Origin of the sequence: Lentzea albidocapillata (assembly GCF_000719115.1) — a bacterium.
GTDB classification, from domain to species: domain Bacteria; phylum Actinomycetota; class Actinomycetes; order Mycobacteriales; family Pseudonocardiaceae; genus Lentzea; species Lentzea albidocapillata.
On the sequence record NZ_JOEA01000012.1, the window covers coordinates 121,463 to 145,087 of the forward strand.

General features: G+C 69.3%; 22 protein-coding genes. 15 read left to right on the plus strand and 7 right to left on the minus strand.

The genetic code is table 11. The features are described 5' to 3' along the window. The first annotated feature begins 54 nt into the window (after positions 1-54). Positions 55-1,818: a LamG-like jellyroll fold domain-containing protein gene (locus IG04_RS0119440; protein ID WP_051770229.1), complete on the plus strand. Its 1,764-nt coding sequence runs from the start codon at positions 55-57 to the stop codon at positions 1,816-1,818. On the opposite strand, the gene IG04_RS0119445 is transcribed toward IG04_RS0119440, so the two are convergent. Next, positions 1,778-2,698, minus strand: coding sequence for a sigma-70 family RNA polymerase sigma factor (locus IG04_RS0119445; RefSeq protein ID WP_030478088.1), 921 nt, complete (start codon positions 2,696-2,698; stop codon positions 1,778-1,780). The genes IG04_RS0119440 and IG04_RS0119445 overlap by 41 nt on opposite strands. Next, positions 2,695-3,657, minus strand: coding sequence for a helix-turn-helix transcriptional regulator (locus IG04_RS0119450; RefSeq protein WP_030478089.1), 963 nt, complete (start codon positions 3,655-3,657; stop codon positions 2,695-2,697). Before IG04_RS0119450 ends, IG04_RS0119445 begins: the two co-directional genes overlap by 4 nt. A 184-nt stretch (positions 3,658-3,841) precedes the next feature. Between IG04_RS0119450 and IG04_RS0119455 the strand changes: the two genes are divergently transcribed. Then, complete coding sequence (locus IG04_RS0119455; protein ID WP_030478090.1) at positions 3,842-4,033, plus strand: S1 RNA-binding domain-containing protein; 192 nt, start codon at positions 3,842-3,844, stop codon at positions 4,031-4,033. Between the two features lie 38 nt (positions 4,034-4,071). Here IG04_RS0119455 and IG04_RS47685 read toward each other — a convergent pair whose 3' ends face one another. From IG04_RS47685 to IG04_RS0119475, 4 genes are all read right to left on the minus strand, one after another. After that, on the minus strand, positions 4,072-4,929 hold the full coding sequence (locus IG04_RS47685) for a hypothetical protein (RefSeq protein ID WP_051770231.1): 858 nt from the start codon (positions 4,927-4,929) through the stop codon (positions 4,072-4,074). Further along, a complete protein-coding gene (locus IG04_RS0119465; RefSeq protein ID WP_030478092.1) occupies positions 4,926-5,387 on the minus strand; it encodes a hypothetical protein in 462 nt (153 codons plus the stop codon). Before IG04_RS0119465 ends, IG04_RS47685 begins: the two co-directional genes overlap by 4 nt. Before the next feature lie 97 nt (positions 5,388-5,484). After that, on the minus strand, positions 5,485-5,961 hold the full coding sequence (locus tag IG04_RS0119470) for a hypothetical protein (protein ID WP_030478093.1): 477 nt from the start codon (positions 5,959-5,961) through the stop codon (positions 5,485-5,487). After that, positions 5,961-7,394 (minus strand): helix-turn-helix domain-containing protein, encoded by a 1,434-nt coding sequence (locus tag IG04_RS0119475; RefSeq protein WP_245816688.1) that lies wholly within the window; start codon positions 7,392-7,394, stop codon positions 5,961-5,963. The genes IG04_RS0119470 and IG04_RS0119475 overlap by 1 nt, the downstream gene beginning before the upstream one ends. Positions 7,395-7,776: 382 nt before the next feature. Here IG04_RS0119475 and IG04_RS0119480 point away from each other — a divergent pair, with 382 nt between their 5' ends. From IG04_RS0119480 to IG04_RS0119525, 9 genes are all read left to right on the plus strand, one after another. Next, positions 7,777-8,265 (plus strand): hypothetical protein, encoded by a 489-nt coding sequence (locus tag IG04_RS0119480; RefSeq protein WP_030478095.1) that lies wholly within the window; start codon positions 7,777-7,779, stop codon positions 8,263-8,265. A gap of 9 nt (positions 8,266-8,274) precedes the next feature. Then, complete coding sequence (locus IG04_RS0119485) at positions 8,275-8,673, plus strand: Rieske (2Fe-2S) protein (RefSeq protein WP_030478096.1); 399 nt, start codon at positions 8,275-8,277, stop codon at positions 8,671-8,673. A gap of 106 nt (positions 8,674-8,779) precedes the next feature. Further along, complete coding sequence (locus tag IG04_RS0119490) at positions 8,780-9,247, plus strand: Rieske (2Fe-2S) protein (RefSeq protein WP_030478097.1); 468 nt, start codon at positions 8,780-8,782, stop codon at positions 9,245-9,247. Positions 9,248-9,289: 42 nt separating this feature from the next. Then, entirely contained in the window at positions 9,290-11,191 is a 1,902-nt protein-coding gene (gene uvrC / locus IG04_RS0119495) for an excinuclease ABC subunit UvrC (protein WP_084402124.1), read from the plus strand. Between the two features lie 631 nt (positions 11,192-11,822). After that, positions 11,823-12,680: an RNase adapter RapZ gene (gene rapZ, locus IG04_RS0119505; protein WP_051770263.1), complete on the plus strand. Its 858-nt coding sequence runs from the start codon at positions 11,823-11,825 to the stop codon at positions 12,678-12,680. Positions 12,681-12,685: 5 nt separating this feature from the next. Then, on the plus strand, positions 12,686-13,654 hold the full coding sequence (locus tag IG04_RS0119510) for a gluconeogenesis factor YvcK family protein (RefSeq protein WP_051770265.1): 969 nt from the start codon (positions 12,686-12,688) through the stop codon (positions 13,652-13,654). Then, positions 13,645-14,631, plus strand: coding sequence for a DNA-binding protein WhiA (whiA, locus tag IG04_RS0119515; RefSeq protein WP_030478101.1), 987 nt, complete (start codon positions 13,645-13,647; stop codon positions 14,629-14,631). Before IG04_RS0119510 ends, whiA begins: the two co-directional genes overlap by 10 nt. Before the next feature lie 328 nt (positions 14,632-14,959). Then, complete coding sequence (locus IG04_RS47220; RefSeq protein WP_159460514.1) at positions 14,960-16,324, plus strand: FG-GAP-like repeat-containing protein; 1,365 nt, start codon at positions 14,960-14,962, stop codon at positions 16,322-16,324. A 37-nt stretch (positions 16,325-16,361) separates the two neighbouring features. Next, complete coding sequence (locus IG04_RS0119525) at positions 16,362-17,762, plus strand: FG-GAP-like repeat-containing protein (RefSeq protein WP_030478103.1); 1,401 nt, start codon at positions 16,362-16,364, stop codon at positions 17,760-17,762. Between the two features lie 46 nt (positions 17,763-17,808). Here IG04_RS0119525 and IG04_RS0119530 read toward each other — a convergent pair whose 3' ends face one another. Continuing rightward, positions 17,809-20,157, minus strand: coding sequence for an ATP-binding protein (locus tag IG04_RS0119530; protein WP_159460515.1), 2,349 nt, complete (start codon positions 20,155-20,157; stop codon positions 17,809-17,811). A 90-nt stretch (positions 20,158-20,247) separates the two neighbouring features. Between IG04_RS0119530 and IG04_RS0119535 the strand changes: the two genes are divergently transcribed. The 4 genes from IG04_RS0119535 (at position 20,248) to tpiA (ending at position 23,582) form a co-directional block, all read left to right on the plus strand. Further along, positions 20,248-20,463, plus strand: coding sequence for a hypothetical protein (locus IG04_RS0119535; RefSeq protein WP_144065675.1), 216 nt, complete (start codon positions 20,248-20,250; stop codon positions 20,461-20,463). A gap of 115 nt (positions 20,464-20,578) precedes the next feature. Then, complete coding sequence (gap, locus tag IG04_RS0119540; RefSeq protein ID WP_030478106.1) at positions 20,579-21,583, plus strand: type I glyceraldehyde-3-phosphate dehydrogenase; 1,005 nt, start codon at positions 20,579-20,581, stop codon at positions 21,581-21,583. Positions 21,584-21,600: 17 nt separating this feature from the next. Next, positions 21,601-22,794, plus strand: a complete 1,194-nt coding sequence (locus IG04_RS0119545; protein ID WP_030478107.1) for a phosphoglycerate kinase — start codon at positions 21,601-21,603, stop codon at positions 22,792-22,794. Next, entirely contained in the window at positions 22,794-23,582 is a 789-nt protein-coding gene (gene tpiA / locus IG04_RS0119550; protein WP_030478108.1) for a triose-phosphate isomerase, read from the plus strand. Before IG04_RS0119545 ends, tpiA begins: the two co-directional genes overlap by 1 nt. The last annotated feature ends 43 nt before the right edge of the window (positions 23,583-23,625 follow it).

Genomic DNA, 23,625 nt, shown 5'->3' on the forward strand with positions numbered 1-23,625 from the left:
TGCTATCGACCATTGTTCGCCTGCCGTTGGCCCAGCACACCTACGCTCCGCGCCATGACCGCGTCCCGCCGTTCCTTCCTGCTCGGCACCGGTGCGACCGCCGCCGCTGCCGCCCTGGTCACCCCTGGTTCCGCCACCGCTGACAACGTTGTCGGCGGCCGTCCCGACCCCGAGGCGCGGCGGTTCACGCTCGCCGTGATCCCGGACACGCAGTACATGTTCGACCTCGATCGCGGTGACTCCGCGCCGTTGAAGGCCACGCTGCAGTACCTGATCGACCGGCAGAGATCCGAGAGCATCGTCTTCATCAGCCACCTCGGCGACCTGGTCGAGAACGCGCGCCAGAGCGAGATCGACGACATCAGCGAGCGGTTCGAGGTGCTCGACCGCCGCCGGATCGGGTACAGCGTGCTCGCGGGCAACCACGACGTGCCGGACTCGCGGCTGGACGACCAGCGCGGCCGCACTCCGTACCTCGACCGGTTCGGGCCGCGGCGGTTTCGCAACTCGCCGACGTTCCGCGGGGCGAGTGCCGACGGCTACAACACGTTCCACGTGTTCCGCGCGGCCGGCCAGGAATGGCTGGTGCTCGCGCTGGACTGGCGGATGTCCGCCAAGGGCTTCGAGTGGGCGCGTTCGGTCTTGCAGCAGCACGCCAAGCTGCCGGTCATCCTCACCACGCACGAACTGGTCTACGACGGCGGTGACGGCACCGCCGCGATGTCCGACTACGGCCGCAGGCTGTGGAACGAGCTGATCAAGGACAACGACCAGATCTTCCTGACGCTGAACGGGCACTTCTGGCCGCCCGCCCGTACGACCATGCGCAACACCGCCGGCAACGACGTACACGTGCACATCGCGAACTACCAGGACCGCTACTACGGCGGCGGCGCGATGATCCGGTTCTACCACTTCGACCTGGACCGCGGTGTGATCGACGTCCGCACCCTGTCGCCGTGGCTGCTCGGCAAGAAGTCGCTCAACCCGCTGGAGCGCAAGGAGATCGAGCTGACCGGACCGGCCGACCGGTTCAGCGTGCCGATCGACTTCGAGCAGCGGTTCGCCCGCTTCGACCCGCCGGTGCTGCCCGCGCCGCAGCCCGTCCGTGACGTGCTGGTACATGGCACAGTCGCCTACTGGCGCCTCGGTGAGGGCCTGAAGGACCTGTCGGGCAACGGGAACGACCTGCGGCAGACCGGCTCGTTGACCGCCTCGGACGACCACAGCCGGCTCGCGCCGTCACACCGTTCGCTGTACTTCGGCAAGGACGGCCATCTGTCCACCGTGGACTCGGCGCCGGTGAACAGGGAGACGTTCGAGCGCGGCTACACCATCGAGCTGTTCCTCAAGCTTCCCAACGGCTTCAACCATCCCTGGTGCGGTCTGTTCACCAAGCTCGCGCCCGGTTCGGCGGCCGGCAAGACCGGGGACGACCCGAGCGAGCCGATCGCGACCCTGAACGTCGCCGGTGGCGGTCAGCTGCAGTGGGCGGTGTTCCCGCGTAGCCTGCCGGGCATCTCCACGAACTGGGGCCACGAGATGGACTACGAGACGTGGTGGCACATCGCCGTGGTCAACGACGGCGTGCACACCACGCTGTACGTCGACGGATCTCCGTTGCTGCGCAACCCGTCCACGCCCGCGCGCGGCATCTCGACCGCCGGTGACCCGTGGCTCGTCGGCGCCTACGCCTACGACAAGGTCGTCGAGAAGTCGTTGCACGGCTGGATCGGTGACATGCGGATCGTGAACCGGCCGCTGGACCGTGCCGAGTTCATGCGGTCGAAGGCAGCCCGAATCGCGGGAACAGACTGAGGTCGAAGAACGACGAGACGCGCGTGATCCGGCCCTTGCGAACCTCCAGTGTCTGGAGGTTGAACGGCCGGAACACACCGTCCTCGCCGCGCAGGTAGAGCCCGAACGCGGGCTGGCCGTTCGCTTCGGTGGCGATCATCCTGGCGCCGTGCGGGACTGACGGGCACTGGTTCGCGAGGTGCCACGCGACCATGTCCGGGCCCCGGTAGAACTGCGGGTACGGCGGCATCTCCCAGACGACGTCCTGCGCGAACATGCCGATGATCGCCGGGATGTCCTTGGCCTCGAAGGCTTTCACCCACCGGTCGAGCAGCGGCTTGGCCTCCGCCGGTTCGACGACCTCGTCCTCGGTGAGGTCCTTGAGCTGAGCGTGCGCCCGCTGCAGGGCGCTGTTGACGGCCGCCACCGTCATGTCCAACTCGTCTCCGGTCTCGGCGGCGCTGAGCTTGAGCACGTCGCGCAGGATCAGCACCGCCCGTTGCCTCGGCGGGAGGTACTGCAACGCCGCGACGAACGCCAGCCGGGTGGACTCGCGTTCGGTGACGATCGCGGCCGGATCGGTCGGGAACGGCTCCAGCCACGGGACCTCGTGGTCCTGGGTGAGCGGGTCGGCCTCGGTGGCCGCCTGGGTGCCGAGCCCGAACGGCAGCGGGCGTCTGGTGCGGCCGTCCAGGGCGGTGAGGCAGACGTTCGTCGCGATCCGGTACAGCCAGGTGCGGACGGACGAACGGCCCTCGAACTGGCCGTACGCCTTCCACGCGCGCAGGTACGTCTCCTGCACCAGGTCCTCGGCGTCGTGCAGCGAGCCGAGCATCCGGTAGCAGTGCGCGAGAAGCTCCCGTCTGAACGGGTCCGCCGCGGTCGCGAAGTCCACTGTCACTCCTGCACTGTAATGGCGTTGCGGAGTCTGCCGATGAGAATCTCGATGTAGTCCCTGAGTTCGACCGGTTCGTGCACCTCGAACTCGAAGCCCAGGAACAGCAGGTGGAACACGATCCGTTCGAGCCCGTCGGCGCCCGTGCGCATCAGGCAGGACTGGTCGTCGATCGGTTCCAGCGCCGCGGACATCGGCGTGGTGCGTTCCGCGACCGCCTGCATGGGTGCGTGGATCGTGAGCACCGCCTGGTAGGTGTAGACGCTGGAGGCGACCTGTCGCGACACGAACTCGCCGAGGGACTTCGCCGGCGGTTCGCGGGGCGTGAACCTCGCCGCGAGCGCGGGTTCCTCGGTGATGCGGTCCACCCGGAACGTTCGCCAGTCCTCTTTGGGCACATCCCACGCGACCAGGTACCACCGGCGGCCGGTGTGCACGAGGCCCTGCGGTTCCGCCAGCCGTTTCGCGGGCTCGCCCTGCGTCGGGGCGTAGGTGAAGCGCAGCTGCTGGTGATCGCGGCAGGCGGCGGCGATGATCGTGAGCGTCTCCGGGTCGACCGTAGGGCCCGCGGCCGGCAGGGGAGTGGTGTGCGCCTGAAGTGCCTGCACGCGCCGGCGCAACCTCGTCGGCAGCACCTGTTCGAGCTTGGTGAGAGCACGGACCGACGTCTCCTCGATGCCCGCGATGGAGCCGTTCGCCGCCGTCCTCAGTCCGACCGCGACGGCGACCGCCTCGTCGTCGTCGAGCAGGAGCGGCGGGAGTTCCGCACCCGCCCCGAGCTGGTAGCCGCCGGCCGCGCCGGGCAGTGACGTGACGGGATAACCGAGGCTGCGCAACTTGTCCACGTCACGGCGGATCGTGCGCACGTCGACGCTGAGCCGGCCGGCGAGTTCCGGGCCCGTCCAGTCACGCCGCACCTGCAACAGGGACAGGAGCTTCAGCAGTCGTGCGGACGTCTCCAGCATGTGGGGAAGTCTAGATTCCGTTGCGGACAACGGCCTGCGGTGGTTAAGGTTCTCGTCATGACTGCCGGGTCGGCCTTGTGCCGTGAGCGGAACGGTTGCCCGGCCCTGACTTGATCAGGGCCCCTCCAGCCCCGCGCCTATCCGCTTTGTGGGATACGCGCTCAGGGAGAGGAGGTGATGCGCAATGCTTCCCAACGTTGGTGATGTCTTTTCGGGGAAGGTCGTCTCGACCGTTCCCTTCGGTTCGTTCATCGAGCACCCCGCCGGTGCACACGGGCTCCTGCACGGCCGCCAGGCCGAGGTCGGTGCTTCGGTGCAGGTGAAGGTGCTCGCGGTGGACGCCGAGCAGCAGCGGTTCAGCCTGGAGCTGGCGTGAGTTGAGTGCTCGGGCAGAGGCGCCCTGCCCGGGCTTTCTCACGGTTTCCGGTGGTCCGCGCACTCGCCGGTCAGGCGGTCGTGCAGGGTCTTGCGGTGCCCCTCTTCGAGGGGTGCCGGACCGAGCGCGTCCGCTGGGCTGGTGACGTCGTGCAACAGCCGGTACAACACGACATCCGTTGCGGTGTAAAGCCAATCGTCCGCCTTGCCGGGCGGTGCGGCGGGTCCGAGCATGTTCTCGAACCACGCCGGGAACAGCAGATCACGTGCCACCGCGTCCTCGATGCGCGCGCGGATCAGCTGTCGCGTGTGCGCGATGGCCTCGTTGCCGGCCGACTTGGCAACGGTGTCCTTGGCATGCGTGTCGTCGTCCGGGGCTTCCGGGCGTTTCTGGTCCGAGATGGACCGCCACTGCTTGTAGTTCTTGCGCCACAAGGCTTCCGCCGTGGGCGGGAGGTGCGTCAGGGCCTCGGCCGCGTCGATCGCCTCGAGGGCCCTCCGGTCGTACTCGGCGATGGCCTTGCGCGTGTCCTTGGCTTCCTGCGGGGTGAAAGCCCTGCGGGCGTAGGCCTCCTGGCCTTTGAGGATCTTGGCGAGCTGTGCCTCGTCGATCTCGGGCCAGTCGTCGAAGTTCGCCTTCCGGGTCTCGCCCGCCCGGACCTTCCGGTTCAGTGCCACCAGAAGACGCTCCAGGCGGTGGACGCTCTCCGCGAGCTCGGTGACGCGGTCGTTGGTCCTGGTGAGCTTGCGCGTGGTGTCCTTGAGCTGGTTCGCCTGGCTGAGCTGGTCGTGCGCCGCGTCGGTCTGGGCGTGGTCGATGCGGGTCTCCAGCGACTTCAGTTCCTTCTTGAGCCGCTCGACCTTGCCGTCCAGTGCCTTGACCGGGTCGATGTTCATTTGAGCGTCCTCCAGGCCCACCAGGCGATGCCCGCCGCGGTGATGAGTGTCGCCCAGCCGCTGGCCAGCGGGGTCAGGAGGGTGGCGACCAGCGCCGCGGTGATCGCGGTGGTCCTGGCCCGCGGTTCGAAGATCCGGCGGCCCGCCGGGTCCACCAGGACCGACGCGGCCGTGGCCACCGCCACCAGGAGCGAGAGCAGCGACCAGGCGTCGAACCAGCCCACGGCGACGATCAGCGCCGTGGCGGTGGTGGCGACGGCTATCGCGCGGTTCGGGGTGGTCAGCCTGGCCGCCTCGACGTCCCGGCGGGCCTGCATGACCGCTTCCACCTCGGCGTTCGCGGTGGTGAGGAGGGACTGGAAGTCCGGGCTGCCAGGGCCTGCGGACTGAAGGACTCGCAGGGTTGTTCGCAGGGACTGCTGGCGGTCGGCCAGGCGAGCGAACTGATCGGCTGCCATGCCCCGAAATCGTGATCAAGCTCGGTGGGCGGGGCTAGGCCTGTGAGGGGAGTTGGTCCGGTTGCCGATCAACTTCCCTCACTCGGCCTAGCGACCCTCAAGGTTTCCTGCGCGCCCCGTCCGGCCAGACGACCTCGATCGGCACGCCGGACGCGCGGGCCTGCTCCACCACGTCCGCCGTGCCGCCCTTGCCCTGGGCCGGGACGCCGTCCCACACCGCCACCAGGAGCTCGACGGAGGCGAGCATGCGTTCGTTGGCCGCCACGTAGGCCAGCCGTCCGCTCGACATGTGCGGGAGGACGCTGACGACCGTGGCGGCGGCGCGGAGCTCGTCGTAGTCGGCCACCTGGTGCGGTTTCAGGCGGTCGCGGTAGTCCAGAGCGGGCAGGACCACCTCCACCTCCCCGCCCAGTGCCAGCACGGCCCTGGCGAAGACCTGGTCGGCTCCCGGGGCCAGGCAGGTCACGCCCACCAGGGTGGTGCCCAGCCGTTCCAGCGCCTCCGTGATGGCGGCCTGGACGGCTGGGACGCACTCCGGGACCAGGTTGCTGTGGCCCGTGATGCCTACGCGCATCAAGCGGTCCGGATCGCTCTGATCGCGTCCCTGGTGTCCTGCACGGCGGGGATGTGGCGGTGCCGTGCCGCTTCCTTGGCGAAGTCCTCGAGCTTGCGCAGGACTCGGCCCGAGGAGAGCTTCGCCGCCGTCGGCAGGACCTCGTTGATCAACCCGCACGCTGCCTCCGGGTCTCCCGCGACCATTTTGGTGCGCGCCAGTCCGATCACGTCGAAGGCGCGGTTGCGCACCTTGGACGGGTCCCGAAGTGCCAGGGCCCGCCGGATGTGTTGTTCGGCGAACACGGCCTGGGACGGGTCGTGCAGGGCGAGGTCGCGGCAGCGGGCGCCGATGACGCCCTCGAGCTCGGCCTCGTCGAAGCTGTGCAGGTAGCGCGGTTCGTGGTCCGCGTCCCGCTGGGCGAAGCTCTCCTGCGCCATGCCCACGGCCTGATGGAACTCGCGGGTCTTGCCCATGCTCGCGTAGGCCCAGGCCTCGCGGGTGAGCAGGAGCGCCTTGAGCGTCGGTGTGCCGGTGCGGCGGGTGCCGTACTGGCCCAGCTGGACCAGCTCCAGGCCGTCCTCGGGGCGGCCCAGGTCGAACATCTGCCGTGCCATGGCGGCCAGGCACAGTGCCGCGAAGCCGTCGTTGTGGCCGGCCTTGGCCATGCGGACGGCCAGCACGTAGTAGCGCTGGGCCGCGTTGTGCAGGCCGGCGTCGAACGACATGCTCGCCGCCACCTTCGACAGTTCCGCGCCTATGAAGAACGCGCGTTCCGTCGTCGGGCCGGACGGTGCCCGGCCCAGGCGTTCGGCCAGCTCGTCCAGCTGACCCAGGACGGCTTTGCGGGCCAGTCCGTAGCCGCCCCGGCCACCCCAGCCGCGCAGCCCGTCCGCCACGCGTTGCAACGCGAAGAGCTCCTCCTCACTGATCGCCGAGTGCGACGACCATTTCGACAGGTTCTGCAGGGGGTGCAACCACCGCTGCAGCGGCTCGACCAGTGCGGAACCCACCGTCACCGCGGCGGCTCCGGTGAGCGCCGCTCGTCTGCTGATCGCCAAGTCGCTCCTCGCCGTCTCCTCGACCGAACGGGCAATGCTCGTCGCCTCCCAGGGGGCGGCGAGCACGTCTGGCGGGCCCGTGTCGGGTGAGCCCACCTGAGCTGGGATGACGACGCGGTCGAACCACAGTCGTTCGCCCGGTACACCGAGCACCAGCGCGAAGTGCCGCAGCCGGTCGAGCCGGTCGATCTGGTTCTCGCCCGACTCGTAACGCGAGAGCTGCGCCTGGCTGATGCCGAGCCACGCCGCCATGCGGTCCTGCGTGACCCGGCTGAGGTGCCGGGGGTGGTGCCGGTACGCGGAGATCAGCGCACCCATGTCGCGGTCCGTGCATGCGGCGGCGATCGCGGGGTGGTCCCAGAAGTCGTTCGGGACCTCAGGTGGTCCGTGCACGTCCGCACGAGCGTTGCGGCGGCACCGGTGACACAGCCGATCGGAGTTGTCGGCGGCGATGAACGCCCCACACGGGCAAGCGCGTCTGGATTTGGGTCTCGCTGCATCCATCGGCCTCGCCCCCGTCACTGAGCGTTTCCCCAGTGTACGGACGTGTGATCGTCAGTCCATCCATCTCATGCATAAGACGTAATGGGTTCGCGTGTCGCAGTCCGGGTACCTCCACCCGGTGGATGAGCTTCATACGTCCGCTGCATGGGGCCCATGCAGCAGGCGAGTGGTGTTGGGGGGAAGTGAGAAGGACCCTGCACAACGTCAGGCTGCGGGTGGATCCCCGCGGCTTGACCAGTGCCTGACCCACCAACGGGGAGGACAACCGCCGATGAGCCTCACGACCGCGGAGACCGGCACGGCCGGGATCCCACAGAACAGGGGACACGCACGGGCGATCGGGGAGGCCGTCGCGGGCTACCGGTTGCTCGGCTGGCGGGTGACCGTCACCGAGCAGGGTGTGTTCCTGCCCCTGGGTCCCGCCACGACAGCCTTGGCGATGCCGGCGCGGATCGGGTCGCGAGTCCTGGCCGACCTGAAGTCGCGGATGCTCGCCGGACCGGTCACGGTGATCCCCGGCCCCCGTGAACACTGGATCTTCCTCGCCGAACTGGTGGCGTTGCTGCCCACGCACCTGAAGGCTCCGCCGGAGGTCCAGTTCGTGCGATCGCCGCACCGGATCGCGCTCCCGCCGACGATGACCAGGTACGGATCGCTGCGCTGGGCGAACCCGCCGTCGCACTCGCGGCACTGGTTCCCGCCGTTCACCGCCGTGCTTGCGCTGGCCCGGCAGGCCGCCGCGGAGGACCAGCGCCGATAATCGGTGCTCGTGGATCGTCGTTCAGTGTTGTTGTGTGGGCTCGCTGCCGCTTTGAGCGCCTGTGGCGAGCCCGCTCCTCGTAAGACGGGCGGTGCCGGCACCGCCCGGCCCGGAGACCGTGTCGTCGCCGTCTCCTCGGTGCCCGACGGCTCCGGCGTGCTGGTGGACATGCCCGGCAACGCCCAGCTGTTGGTCGTGCAATCTCGATCGGGTGAATTCCGTGCCTTCAACCCGGCCTGCCCGCACGTGGGTTCGATGGTCAACCCGCCTGCCCGCGGCGTGATCACCTGCCCGTTGCACGGAAGCGCCTTCGACGCCTCGACCGGGGCCGTCCGCAAAGGACCTGCTGAATCGGGTCTCGTCGAAATCGCCCTCGTCCGTTCCGGAGACGATCTGGTGCTCGGCTGAGACCTGTGCATTCGCTGTGCATCTGGCTTCTCGCTGAACTCTCGCGGACCTGTTCGCGTAATGCTGTGGTGTGACCCCGAACACCCACCACCACGGAGGATCGGTCGTGAACACCGAAAGCCTGGTCAGCAGGCGCGCGGCGCTGTGCGGAATCGCGGTTGCCCTCGCCGTTCCCAGCGGACTCGTGACGGCGTGCAGTTCCACCCCGACCTCGACCGAGTCCGGAACCACACCCACCCAGGGCGGTTCGACCCCGACGGGATCCGCCGGGACCAGCGGCACCGCGCTCGTCGCCCTGGCCGACGTGCCCGAGGGCGGCGGGGCCGTCGTCGACGCCCCCGGCGGCAAGAAGATCGTCGTCGCGCGGATTTCCGCCACCGAGGTGAAGGCCTACGACGCGACGTGCCCGCATCAGGGTTCGATGGTCGCGGAGCCTTCCGGCGGCACCATCACGTGTCCTTCGCACGGCAGCCAGTTCGGTGCTTCCGACGGCGCGGTGAAGAAGGGGCCGGCGACGACCGGGCTGCGTGCGGTCTCGGTGAAGGTCGATGGTGACCAGGTCGTCCTGACCTGACCCTTTCTGTTTTTGTCGGACCGCGTCGATAGTCTGGACGGCGTGGCAGATCCCTCGACGTATCGCCCTGCTGTGGGCACGATTCCGGAGGCTCCCGGCGTCTACAAGTTCCGCGACGCCGGTGGCCGGGTCGTGTACGTCGGCAAGGCGAAGAGCTTGCGCGGCAGGCTGAACTCGTACTTCGCGGATCTGGCCGGGCTGCACCCGCGTACGCGCCAGATGGTGACGACGGCGGCCTCCGTCGAGTGGACGGTGGTCACCACCGAGGTCGAGGCGCTGCAGCTCGAATACAACTGGATCAAGGAGTTCGACCCGCGCTTCAACGTCCGGTACCGCGACGACAAGTCGTACCCGGTGCTGGCCGTCACGCTGCACGAGGACTACCCGCGCCTGCACGTGTACCGCGGCCCGCGCAAGAAGGGCGTGCGCTACTTCGGGCCGTTCGCCCATGCCTGGGCCATCCGCGAGACGCTCGACCTGCTGCTGCGCGTGTTCCCCGCGCGCACGTGCTCGGCGGGTGTTTTCAAGCGGCACAACCAGATCGGCCGCCCGTGCCTGCTCGGGTACATCGACAAGTGCTCGGCGCCGTGCGTGGGCAAGGTGTCGGCCGACGAGCACCGCGACATCGTGCTCGACTTCTGCGACTTCCTGGCGGGCAAGACCGACCACATGGTCCGCCGCCTGGAGCGCGAGATGCTGCAGGCCTCGGATGAGCTGGAGTTCGAACGCGCCGCGCGTCTGCGCGACGACCTGGGCGCGTTGCGCCGCGCGATGGAGAAGCAGGCCGTCGTGCTGGGCGACGGCACGGACGCCGACGTGATGGCGTTCGCGCAGGACGAGCTGGAGGTCTCGGTCCAGGTCTTCCACGTGCGCGGCGGCCGTGTCCGCGGTCAGCGGGGCTGGGTGCTCGACAAGGTGGAGGCCCTCGACGACGGCGGGCTCGTCGACCAGTTCATCATGCAGTTCTACGGCGACAACACCGAGAACACCCCGCGCGAGGTGCTGGTCCCGGTGCTGCCGGACGACGCCTCGGCCCTGGAAGACCTGCTGTCCGAGCAACGAGGTTCGCGGGTGGTCCTGCGCGTCCCGCAACGCGGCGACAAGCGGGCCCTGATGGAAACGGTGGCGCGCAACGCCTCCGAGGCCTTCGCCCAGCACAAGCTCCGCCGGGCGGGCGACCTCACTGCCCGCTCCGCCGCCCTGCAGGAAATCCAGGACGCCCTGTCCCTGGACACCGCGCCGTTGCGCATCGAGTGCATCGACATCAGCCACGTCCAGGGCACCGACGTCGTGGCGTCCCTGGTGGTGTTCGAGGACGGCCTGGCCCGCAAGTCCGAATACCGCCGCTTCGCCGTCCGCGAGGCAGCCTCCGAAGGCGACGTGGCCTCGATAGCCGAGGTGGTCCGCCGCCGCTTCCAGGCCATGCTGCGCGAAACCGCGTCCGGCGGCCCCAACCCGGGCATAGACCCGGACACCGGCAAACTCCGCAAGTTCGCCTACCCGCCCAACCTCCTGGTGGTGGACGGCGCGGGCCCCCAGGCCGCCGCGGCCTCCGATGTCCTGGCCGAACTGGGCATCACCGACGTGGCAGTCGTGGGCCTGGCCAAACGCCTCGAAGAGGTCTGGGTCCCGGGCGAGCAGGACCCGGTGATCCTCCCGCGCACCAGCGACGCACTGTACCTGCTCCAGCGAGTCCGCGACGAGGCCCACCGCTTCGCCATCGCCTACCACCGCCAGAAGCGCTCGAAGCGCATGACCACCTCGGCCCTCGACGAGGTGCCGGGCCTCGGCGAGACCCGCAAAGCCGCGCTGCTCAAGCACTTCGGCTCGGTGCGGAAGCTGCGACAGGCCACAGTGGACGAGATCAGCGACGTGCCGGGGGTGGGTCGCCGCACCGCGGAGGCCGTGGTGGCGACGTTGGCCTCGTCGGGCGGGAACTCCTGATGGGACAGGAGCCGGCTCGCCTCGCGGAGCAGACGGGAGGTCCGGCGCCGGTGGGAGCCGAGTTCGAGGGCCTGGCCGAAGCCGTGACGCTGCGGCCGTTGCCCACGTCCGTCGAGGAGTTGCTGACCGAGTTGCAGGCTTCGCCGCGCCTGGTCGCGCACCTGCGGGCCGTGTACGGCGTGGCCACCCACGACACCGGGAAGATGTTGCACCCTAAGCGAGTTGTCCGGTCCGGGCTCGGTGCACGAGTCGGCGGGCCACGAGCTGCTGCGAGCGAGCGGGGTCGAGGAGCGGCTGGCTCGGTTCGCGCGGACACAGGTCGTGTTCGGCGTTCCAGTCGAGCTACCCGGTCGCGGGGTGAGCGCGGTGCCTCTCACTCGCCCCACCCGCCGCACCGGTCACGCTCGCACTGCGAACGTTCCGCGGACCGGGTGAGGATCGTGACCACGACCACGACGCGCCCCGTCAACCGTGGAACCTGCCGCACGTGGGGGCCGTTCCGGTGGAGACTCTCCAAGGGGGCGTCCGGTCGTGGCGTGACCCAACATCGAGCTTGCCCAAACGAGAGCGGCACAGTCGCGCTCATGAACAGGTAACAGGAGTCGTAGTCGTGAACGCGGAGAAGTCCGGCATCGAAGTCGCCGTGGTGACCGGGCTGTCCGGTGCGGGCCGCAGCACCGCGGCCAAGTGCCTGGAGGACCTCGGCTGGTTCGTCGTCGACAACCTGCCCCCGGAACTCATCGCCACCATGGTCGAGCTCGGCGCTCAGGCGCGCGGGGCGATCACCAGGGTCGCGGTCGTCATGGACGTGCGCAGCCGCGCGTTCACCGAGGACCTGGCCTCCATCATCAAGGACCTCGACGCGCGTGGGTACAAGCCGCGCGTGTTGTTCCTCGAAGCCACCGACGCCGTGCTGATCCGGCGCTTCGAGGCGGTGCGGCGCGGTCACCCCATGCAGGGGGACGGGCGGCTGCAGGACGGCATCGAGGCCGAGCGGATCCTGCTGACGCCGCTCAAGCAGGAGGCTGACCTGGTGGTCGACACGTCCGCGCTGAGCATCCACCAGCTGCGGGCCAAGATCGAGGACACGTTCGGCAGCGAAATGGCCAGCCGGACCAGGGTCACGGTGCTGAGCTTCGGGTACAAGTACGGGCTGCCGATGGACGCCGACCTCGTCATGGACGTGCGGTTCCTGCCGAACCCGTTCTGGATCCCGGAGCTCAGGGAACAGACGGGGCTCGATGGTGAGGTGCGTAACTACGTGCTGTCCCAGGAGGGCGCGGACGAGTTCCTTGATCGGTACCACGAGCTGCTCAGGCTCATCGGTGCCGGCTATCGGCGTGAGGGCAAGCGCTACCTGACGCTCGCGATCGGGTGCACCGGCGGCAAGCACCGCAGTGTCGCCCTGAGCGAAGAGCTGGCCGGGCGGCTGGCAAGCGAGGACGGCACGGCCGTGAAGGTCGTGCACAGGGATCTGGGACGTGAATGACGAAGTTGAAAGCTGTTGCTTTGGGTGGCGGCCACGGCCTGCACGCGACGCTGAGTGCGTTGAAGCAGGTCACCGACGACGTGACGGCCGTGGTGACCGTCGCGGACGACGGGGGGTCGTCGGGGCGGCTGCGGCGCGAGCTCGCCGACCTGCTGCCGCCCGGTGACCTGCGCAAGGCCATGGCGGCGCTGGCGGGGGACGACGAGGCCAGCCGGCGGTGGACGTCGCTGTTCAAGCACCGCTTCGGTGGCACCGGGGCGCTCGCGGGGCACGCGGTCGGCAACCTGGTGATCGCCGGGCTGCTCGAGCAGCTCGGCGACCCCGTCGCGGTGCTCGACCTCACCAGCAGGCTGCTCGGCGTCACAGGCCGGGTGCTGCCGATGTCGAACGATCCGCTCGACATCGAGGCGGACGTCGTCGGGCTGGACGAGGACGAGACGGACGTGCGGCGGATCCGGGGCCAGGTCGCCATCGCGACCACGCCGGGACTGGTGCAGCGCATCCGGTTGACAGCCCCGAACGGGCGACCTGCCGGCTGCCCGGAAGCAGTACAGGCTGTACTTGACGCCGATGTCGTGGTACTCGGGCCCGGATCATGGTTCACCAGCGTCTTGCCGCATCTGCTGGTGCCCGAACTGCACGACGCGCTCGTGCACACGCGGGCCAAAAAGGTGCTCGTGCTCAATCTCGTCCCCCAACCGGGTGAAACCGCTGGTTTCTCTCCGGAGCGGCATTTGGACGTAGTCTGCGAACACGCACCCAAGCTGAAGGTGGACGCGGTGATCGCCGACGTCGACTCGGTCCCCACCCCGGACCGGTTGACGCGAGCCGCCTCGGCACTGGGTGCGCGTACGCATCTGGCCAAGATCGCCGCACCGGACGCCGCAGAACGGCATGATCCGGAGGCACTTGCCGGTTGCCTGAGGCAAGTGGTCGTGGAGACCGGAGTGGGAGGGACTGGCCAGTGGCGATGACGTCGGCGGTCAAGGACGAGCTGAGCAGGCTCGCGGTATCCAAGACCTGTTGCCGCCGCGCGGAGGTGTCCTCCCTGCTCAGGTTCGCCGGCGGCCTGCACATCGTGTCCGGCCGGGTCGTCGTCGAGGCCGAGCTCGACCTGGGTTCCGCGGCCCGCAGGCTGCTCAAGGAGATCCAGGCGCTCTACGGCCACCACGCCGAGGTCTTCACGATCCAGTCGAACGGCCTGCGCAAGGGCACCCGGTACGTCGTCCGCGTGGTCAAGGACGGCGAGGGTCTCGCCCGGCAGACCGGTCTGCTCGACCCGCGTGGCCGTCCGGTGCGCGGCCTGCCCGCGCCGGTCGTGTCCGGTGGCGTGTGCGACGCCGAAGCCGCGTGGCGTGGTGCCTTCCTGGCGCACGGCTCGCTGACCGAACCCGGTCGCAGCTCGTCGCTGGAGATCACCTGCCCCGGCCCCGAGGCGGCGCTCGCGCTGGTCGGTGCGGCACGCAGGATGGGCATCTCGTCCAAGTCGCGCGAGGTCCGCGGGGCCGAACGCGTGGTGATAAGGGACGGCGACGCCATCGGGGCGATGCTGACCAAGCTCGGCGCGCACGACAGCGTGATGGCGTGGGAAGAGCGCCGGATGCGGCGTGAGGTCCGCGCGACCGCGAACAGGCTGGCGAACTTCGACGACGCGAACCTGCGCCGCTCGGCCCGCGCGGCCGTCGCGGCCGCCGCACGGGTCGCCCGTGCGCTGGAGATCCTCGGCCCGGAGGCACCGGACCACCTGGCCGCCGCCGGGCAGCTGCGCCTCGCGCACCGCCAGGCGTCGCTGGAGGAGCTGGGCCAGCTGTCGGACCCGCAGATGACCAAGGACGCGGTGGCAGGCCGTATAAGGCGTCTGCTGGCCATGGCGGACAAGCGGGCCAAGGATCTGGGCCTGCCGGACACCGAGTCCGCGGTCACGGCGGAAATGCTCGAAGCAGAGGTCTAGTGGCGCGACCCGGAACGTCGGCGAGGTAATCCACGCTCAGCAGGGCACCTCGCGGCGCCGCCCCCACGTCCCCGTACAACCAGTACGAGAACGTGGGGGCGACACCACGATGCACCCGTCTGACCGCGAATTCCCCCGGCAACGTTCCGGGCCACACCACTAGAGAAGACGAAGCGAATGGCCCGCAGCCGATCGGTTGCGGGCCATTCGCCGTGTAACGGCCTGCAGGATCGCTTGAAGGCGGCTTGCAGGAGGTTTACAGCCGGTTTGCAGGCCGGCAGCTGATCGTTTCCCCAAGAACGCAGGAACCACCGACTTGGGGAAACTGATGAATCGCTTGAGCGGAATTCTGGCCGCCATCACTGTCTCGTCGCTGTCCTTCGGCCTGCTCGGGACCGGTGCGGCGCACGCGGCCAACGCGTTGCCGTGCACGTCGGCCGGACCTTCGTCGGCGGACGCCGCCGACGCCGCGGCACTCAACCCGCTGCTGGCAAAGAAGATGCGCGGCCACATGACCGCCTACAACACCTCCTGCGCCCGTGCGGTGGTGCAACGGGTGAAAGCACGTGGCTTCAACGAAAGAGCCGCGGCCATCGCGATCTCGACGACGATCATCGAGAGCAGCAACGCCAACCTGGACGGCGGCGACCTCGACTCGGTCGGCCTGTTCCAGCAGCGGGCGAGCTGGGGCAGCTTCGCTGAGCGGACGAACCCCGCGATCGCGACGGACAAGTTCCTCGACACGATGGTCCGCTTCTACCCCAACGGCTCCTGGAACAACGCGGACATCGGCGCCGTGGCCGCGGACGTGCAGCGGCCACGCGAGGACCTCCGCTACAAGTACGGCGTCGAGGCACCCGACGCGGTCAAGATCGCGAACCACCTCTGGGGCGGTGGCGGTGGCGGGACCCCGTTCGGCAAGGCGGACGTGGTGCGGTTCAACGCCGACGGCACGCTCACCGGCTGGCAGAACAACGACGCTCTCAACGGTTCCTGGTACGCACCACAGGGCATCGGCGGCACGGGGCCGGTGGAGCCGGCGCGGCTGAAGTTCGGCGACCTCAACGGGGACGGCCGCGAGGACCTGATCCGCGTCAACGCCGACGGCACGCTGACGGGCTGGCAGAACAACAACGCGCTGGCCGGTTCGTGGTTCGCCCCGTCGACCATCGGTGGCGTCGGCTCCGTCGCCCCGAAGCAGCTGCGGCTGGCCGACCTCAACGGCGACCACAAGGCCGATCTGATCAAGATCGACGCTGACGGCACGCTCAGCGCCTGGCAGAACAACGACGCCCTCGGCGGTTCCTGGCACGCGCCGCAGACCATCGGCGGCACCGGTCCGGTCGACCCGGCCCAGCTGCGCTTCGCCGACCTCAACGCCGACGGCAAAGCCGACCTGATCAGGGTCAACGCCGACGGCACGCTCACCGCCTGGCAGAACAGCAACGCGCTGGCCGGTTCGTGGTTCGCGCCGTCGACCATCGGTGGCGTAGGGGCCGACGGTGTCGCGGGCGTCCGGTTCGCGGACCTCAACGCGGACGGCAAGGCCGACGTGATCAAGGTCCACGGCGACGGCACGTTGACCGCGTGGCGCAACAACAACGCGCTCGCGGGTTCGTGGTTCGCGCCGTCGGCGATCGGCGGCGTCGGCATCAACGAGACCGACCGCGTCGAGTTCGCAGAGCTCGGCTGAGCAATCCCGAAACCCAACTCTGACAAGGAGAACCACCATGACGCTCACTCGCGCCCTCAGCCGGGTCGCCACGACCCTGCTCTCCACCGCCGTCCTCGGCTCGTTGCTGCTCGTCGGCCAGGCCCAGGCTGCCACGGGTACCGACATCGCCAACCTGGCCAACGCCAACGAGGGGAAAATGGCCTGCAGCACCAACAGTTTAGGAGGCAGGTACTACTACACCAGCTGCACCGGCTACAGCGGCCGTCCCGAGTACTGGTGTGCCGACTTCGCCAAGTGGGTCTGGGCGAACGTCGGAGGCATCAGCGTCACCGGCCTCGACCCCGGCGCCCGCAGCTTCTACCGGTACGGCGTCAGCAACGGCTCACTCAGCGACACGCCTCACGTCGGTGATGCCGCGGTCTTCAGCTCGACCAACTCGGCCAGCAACATCAACCACGTCGCTATCGTCGTCGGGGTCAACTCCAACGGCACGGTCCGCGTCCAGAACGGCAACTGGGACGGCGGTTCCGGCGACCAGCCGACCACCTCCGGCAGGTCCCGCGTGGTGCCGGAGACGATCAATGGCACGACCGGCACCTACTCGGCGAGCGAGGGCTACTACCTCGTGAAGTACGTCCGCCCGGTCGGGGTCAGCGACGCGCCGCCGCCCCCGCAGTTCGGCAAGGCGGACGTCGTGCGGCTCAACGACGGAGGCACGCTGACCGGCTGGCAGAACTTCGACGCCCTGGCCGGTTCGTGGTTCGCGCCGGAGGGCATCGGCGGTGTCGGCCCGGTGGAGGCGTCGCGGGTGAAGTACGGCGACCTCGACGGTGACGGCAAGGAGGACATCGTCCGCGTCAACGCCGACGGCACGCTGACCGGCTGGAAGAACGGCAACGCCCTCACCGGCTCGTGGCACGCGCCGTCGACCATCGGTGGCGTCGGCGACGTCGACCCGGCACAGCTGCGGCTGGCCGATCTCAACGGTGACAAGCGCGCGGACCTGGTCAAGATCGGCCCGGACGGCTCGCTGACCGCGTGGCTGAACAACAACGCGCTGGCGGGATCCTGGCACGCGCCGGTGAACATCGGCGGTACCGGTCCGGTCGACCCGGCCCAGCTGCGCCTCGCCGACCTCAACGCGGACCGCAAGGCAGACCTGGTCAAGGTCAACGCCGACGGCACGCTCGTCGCGTGGCAGAACAACGACGCCTTCGCCGGGTCGTGGCACGCGCCGTCGGCCATCGGCGGGGTCGGCGCCGGTCCGATCGCCGGCGTCAAGTTCGCCGACCTCAACGCGGACGGCAGGGCGGAAGTGATCAAGGTGTCCGGTGACGGCTCGCTGACGGCGTGGCAGAACAACAACGCGCTGGCAGGTTCGTGGCACGCGCCGGTGAACATCGGTGGCGTCGGCACCGTCGACCCCGAGCGGGTCGAGTTCCCCGACCTCGGCTGACCTGAACCACTCCGCAGGCCCGCACCTGGCGATCAGGTGCGGGCCTTCAGGGCGTCTGGCGGCCCGCCCACACGGCGAGCTGGGCCCGCGACCGCAGCCCCAGCTTGGACCGCGCGTGCGTGACGTGCCGGGCGACCGTGTGCGGTGAGATGCCGAGCCGCTGCCCGATCTGCCGGTTCGTCAGCCCCTCCGCCACCAGCGTCGCCACGTGCAACTCGCGTGCGGAGACCAGCCCATCGGCCTCGGCGTTCGGGCGCGCGGTCAGGGCGTAGGAAATGGCCTGTGCCAACGACATTCGCTCGCCCGTCGACTCGGCGGCGCGCAGGCGCCCGGCCGCGATCCGCTCACGGCACACGGCTCGCGCCTCGTCCAGCAGCGCTTGCCAGTACGGCTCGGCGCGGAAGTCGTAGCGGGTGCGGACGGCGGCGGCCGACACGAGCAGTGAGAGGGCGCGTTCGTCGTCGGAACCCACGCCGACCAAGCCCAGTGCGAGCCCTTCCAGGTCGTAGTACTGGTCCACCGGGTGTTCGGAACCCACTTCGAGGCTCTCGCGGAACAGGTCGACCGCCTCGGCGAAACTGTTGCGCGCCAACGTGATCGCGCCCGCGGTGTGCAGGACCGGGTTCAGCATGTGCGGCAGGCCGATCAGGCGGGTCAACGTCAGCGCCTCGTGGACCAGCGGAGCGGCCCGGTCCGGGAAACCGTGCTGCACCAACGTCCAGCCGTAGGAGTTCAGCAGGATGGCGCGTGCGAGCTTGTCGTCCGATTCGCGCAGGAGTGCGGCGGCCTCGTCGAACAACCGCCAGGCCAGTTCCGGACCGCCGGTGTGGGCCTCGGCGGACGCGAGTACCTCCAGCGCACGGGCCGTCGTGCCGGGGCGGCGGGCGTCGGCGCGTTCGATCGCCAGCGACTCCTCGGCGAACCGGCGGGTCACGTGCCAGCCGCCGCGCACCCGGTGGTGCATCGCCGCCAGCACCGCCAGAACGCTGCGGTACGCCTGGGGCATCGGCCGGGACAGTGCCTGATGCAGTAGTTCGGTGGTGGCGCCGCGAGGGCCGTGCGGGGTCGAGGTCCAGGCCATCGCGACGATCGCGAGCGCGTGCCGCGACCAGTCGCCGGTCTCCGCGGTGCGTTTCACGGCCAGTGCGAGCAGGCCGACGTTGCGGTCCAGGCGCAGCACGACGGGCGGCGACGGGAAGAACGACGAGATCTCCGGCTCCACGACCGAACACACCCACTCGACGACACGGTCGGCCACGAGAGAGATGTCGGCGTGCGCGATAGCGCGCTCGTGGCAGTAGAGGCGGACCGATTCGAGCTGGCGGAACGTCGTGTGGCCGCCGACCCGGTCGACCACCAGCAGCGACTTCTGCTCGAGACCGGTCAGCAGCTCCAGGGCGTCGGCAACACCGCAGACCGCGCTCGCCACCCCGAGGTCGAACGGCACGCCCAGCACGGCGAGCCGGCGCGACGCCGCCTGCTCCTCCTCGGACAGCAGGTCGTAGCTCCAGCCGATCGCGGTCCGCAGCGTGCGGTGCCGGTCCTCGGCGGCGCGCGGCCCGCCGGTCAGCAACGCGAGGCGGTCGCCCAGGCGGGCGAGGATGTCGGCGGGGGAGAGCACGGTGATGCGCCGCGCGGCCAGTTCGATCGCCAGCGGCATGCCGTCCAGGGAACGGCACACGGCGACGACGTCGGCGACGTTCGTGGCGTCCACCTCGAACGAGCGGTCCACCGACACCGCGCGATCGCGGAAGAGGACCACCGAGTCGTAACGCAGGGCCTCGGTGACGTCGGCCTCGGCGGGCGGCAGTTCCAGCTCGCCGACCGCGAAGACCTGTTCCCCGGCAAGGCGAAGAGGCTCCCGCGACGTCACCAGGACGCGCAGCCGCGGGCAGGACGCCAGCAGCTCCGACACCACGTCGGCGACGTCGGCCAGCAGGTGCTCGCAGTTGTCGAGCACGAGCAACGGCCGCCGGTGCTGCTCGATCTCGGCGACCACCGCGTCGCGCACCGAGCGGTTCGGCAGCGGGTGGGCGCCGACCGCCGTGTAGACGGCCTGGACGGCGTCGGACACCGGCGCCAACGCCGCCCACCACGTCTGGTCGGCGCGTCTGGCCACATGCTGGACGGCCAGCCTGGTCTTGCCGGCGCCCGCTGGACCGACCAGCGAGACGAGACGTGCCGTCTCGGTGCGCGCCAGCGAGGCCAGCTCCTCGCGGCGGCCCACGAACGTGTCCAGCGGAGCCGGGAGAGCCGAGTCGTGCGGGGAGTCCTCGCGTGCCGAGCTGCGTTCGCGGTACGCGCGTTGACGGCAGGCGTTGGAGCAGTAGCGTCGGCCCGCGACCGCTTCGGGAAGCGGGTTTCCACATGTCACGCAGGCGGCGGTGGCCGTCATGACCATTGACCGTACCCGGCGCGTAACGGTCCGTAACACCCGCTGTTTCGGGTATTGAACGGTTCTCCCAGGTGTAGCCAGGATCGGTCCATGACAGCGCAGAACAGACCGGTGGACCCGGCGGCGTCGCTTGTGCCGCCCCAGGACCGGGCCGTCGTCGACGAGTGGCTCGCCCGGATCACGGCCGTCGTCGGCGGGGACGCGCAGGAGACCGGTCCGGAGTCCTGCCGCACTGCTGCGGAGGCCGCGGAGGAGCTGAGCGCGTACCTCTGGATGCTCCGCGCGCTGCGCCGCCGAACGGCCTAGTCAGGGGCCGATTTTCTGGCTCGATCAAGAGATACTCACTATCCCTGTGACCAGGGACGCAGTTCGGCAGATAGGGTGGGCTTGTTCCTACCAAGCTGAACGCAAGGAGTCAGTCGTGACGGTTCGTGTAGGTGTCAACGGTTTCGGTCGGATCGGGCGCAATTTCTTCCGCGCCGTGAGGGCCGGCGGCCACGACATCGAGATCGTCGCGTTCAACGACCTCGGTGACGTCGCCACCATGGCCCACCTGCTGAAGTACGACAGCATCCTCGGTCGTCTGGACGCCGACGTGCAGGTCACCGACGAAGGCATCTCCGTCGACGGCAAGGTCATCAAGGCCCTCGCCGAGCGCGACCCGGGCAAGCTGCCCTGGAAGGACCTCGGCGTCGACGTCGTGGTCGAGTCGACCGGTTTCTTCACCGACGCCACCAAGGCCCGCTCGCACGTGGACGAGGGCGGCGCCAAGAGGGTCATCATCTCCGCGCCGGCCAAGAACGAGGACCTCACCGTCGTCATCGGCGCGAACGAGGAGAAGCTCGACGGTTCGCAGACGATCATCTCGAACGCGTCCTGCACCACGAACTGCCTCGCGCCGCTGGCCAAGGTGCTGAACGACAGCTTCGGCATCGAGCAGGGCCTCATGACCACGATCCACGCGTACACGCAGGACCAGAACCTGCAGGACGCGCCGCACAGCGACCTCCGCCGTGCCCGCGCCGCCGCGCTGAACATCGTCCCGACCTCCACGGGCGCCGCGAAGGCCATCGGCCTGGTGCTGCCGGAGCTCAAGGGCAAGCTCGACGGCTACGCGCTGCGCGTGCCGATCCCCACCGGCTCGGCCACCGACCTGACCGTCACGCTCAAGCGTGAGGTCACCGTCGAAGAGGTCAACGCCGCGTACAAGGCCGCCGCCGAGGGCCCCCTGGCCGGCATCCTCAAGTACTCGACGGACCCGATCGTGTCGGCCGACATCGTCACCGACCCGCACTCGTGCATCTACGACGCGCCGCTGACCAAGGTGATCGGCAACCAGGTCAAGGTCGTCGGCTGGTACGACAACGAGTGGGGCTACTCCAACCGCCTCGCGGACCTGGTCAAGCTCGTCGCCTCCAAGATCTGAGCAGGGGCGAACAGTCAGTGAAGACTCTCAGCGACCTGCTCGCCGAGGGTGTCTCGGGTCGGCGCGTCCTCGTGCGCGCCGACCTGAACGTCCCCCTCGACGGCGACAAGATCACCGACGACGGCCGCGTGCGCGCGTCGGTGCCGACGATCAAGGCCCTGGCCGACGCGGGTGCCCGCGTGATCGTCACCGCCCACCTCGGCCGCCCCAAGGGCGAGCCGGACCCCAAGTTCTCCCTGGCCCCGGCCGCCGCTCGCCTCGGTGAGCTGCTCGGCACCGAGGTCGCGCTCGCGAGCGACCTGGTCGGCCCGTCCGCCACGTCCGTGGTCGGCGCGCTCACCGACGGTGGCGTCGTGATGCTCGAGAACGTCCGCTTCGACGCCCGCGAGACCTCGAAGGACGACGCGGAGCGTTCGGCACTGGCCGACGAGCTCGCGTCCTTCGCGGACGCGTTCGTGTCCGACGGTTTCGGTGTCGTGCACCGCAAGCAGGCCTCGGTCTACGACGTGGCGCAGAAGCTGCCCGCGTACGTCGGCGGTCTCGTCGAGGCCGAGCTCAAGGTTCTCAAGAAGCTCACCGACGACCTGGAGCGCCCGTACGTCGTGGTGCTCGGCGGCGCGAAGGTGTCCGACAAGCTCGGCGTCATCGCGAACCTGCTGGCCAAGGTCGACCGGCTGCTCATCGGCGGCGGCATGGCGTACACGTTCCTCAAGGCCCAGGGCCACGAGGTCGGCACGTCGCTGCTGCAGTCCGACCAGCTCGACCAGGTGAAGGGCTTCCTCGCCGAGGCCGAGAAGCGCGGCGTCGAGCTCGTGCTGCCGGTCGACGTGCTGGTCACGGCCGAGTTCGGCAACGTCGAGCACGACGTCGTCGGCACCGACTCGATCCCCGCCGACAAGATGGGCCTCGACATCGGCCCGAAGTCGCGCGAGCTGTTCGCGTCGAAGCTCGCCGACGCCAAGACCGTGTTCTGGAACGGCCCGATGGGCGTGTTCGAGATCGAGACCTACGCCGGCGGCACCCGTGCCGTCGCCGAGGCGCTCGTGAAGTCCGACGCGTTCACCGTCGTCGGCGGTGGCGACTCGGCTGCCGCGGTGCGTGCGCTGGGCCTGCCCGAGGACGGCTTCTCGCACATCTCCACCGGCGGTGGCGCGTCCCTGGAGTTCCTTGAGGGCAAGGAACTCCCCGGCATCAGCGTTTTGGAGTCCTGATGGCAGCCCGGCTCCCGCTCATCGCGGGCAACTGGAAGATGAACCTCAACCACCTCGAGGCGATCGGCCTCGTGCAGAAGATCGCCTTCTCCCTCCCGGAGAAGTACTTCGCCAAGGTCGAGGTCGCCGTTCTTCCCCCGTTCGTCGACATCCGCAGCATCCAGACGCTGGTCGACGGCGACAAGCTGCTGATCAAGTACGGCGCGCAGGACATCTCGCAGCACGACTCCGGTGCCTACACCGGTGAGGTCTCCGGCCTGATGATCAAGAAGCTCGGCTGCCACTACGTGGTCGTCGGGCACTCCGAGCGGCGCGAGTACCACGGCGAGACGGACGCCATCGTCAACGCCAAGGTCAAGGCGGCACTGAAGGTCGAGGTCACCCCGATCTTCTGCTTCGGCGAGAAGCTCGACGTCCGCGAGGCCAAGGGTCACCTGGAGCTGGTGCGCCGGCAGCTGGAGGACGGCCTCAAGGGCTTCACGGCCGAGCAGGTCGCCAAGATCGTGTTCGCCTACGAGCCCGTGTGGGCCATCGGCACCGGCCGCACCGCGTCGTCCGCGGACGCGCAGGAGGTGTGCTCGCTGGTCCGCTCGTTCGTCGCGGAGAAGTACGGCGAGGAGACCGCGGCGGTCGTCCGGGTGCTCTACGGCGGTTCGGTGAAGTCGTCGAACATCGGTGAACTGATCGCGCAGAAGGACATCGACGGCGCTCTCGTGGGCGGCGCCAGCCTTCAGGCGGACGAATTCACCAAGCTGTGCGCATTGGCTGCCGGCGGGCCTCTACCCTAAGTTGATCTGGCTTAATCCCTAATCCCACCGGATGCACACGTTC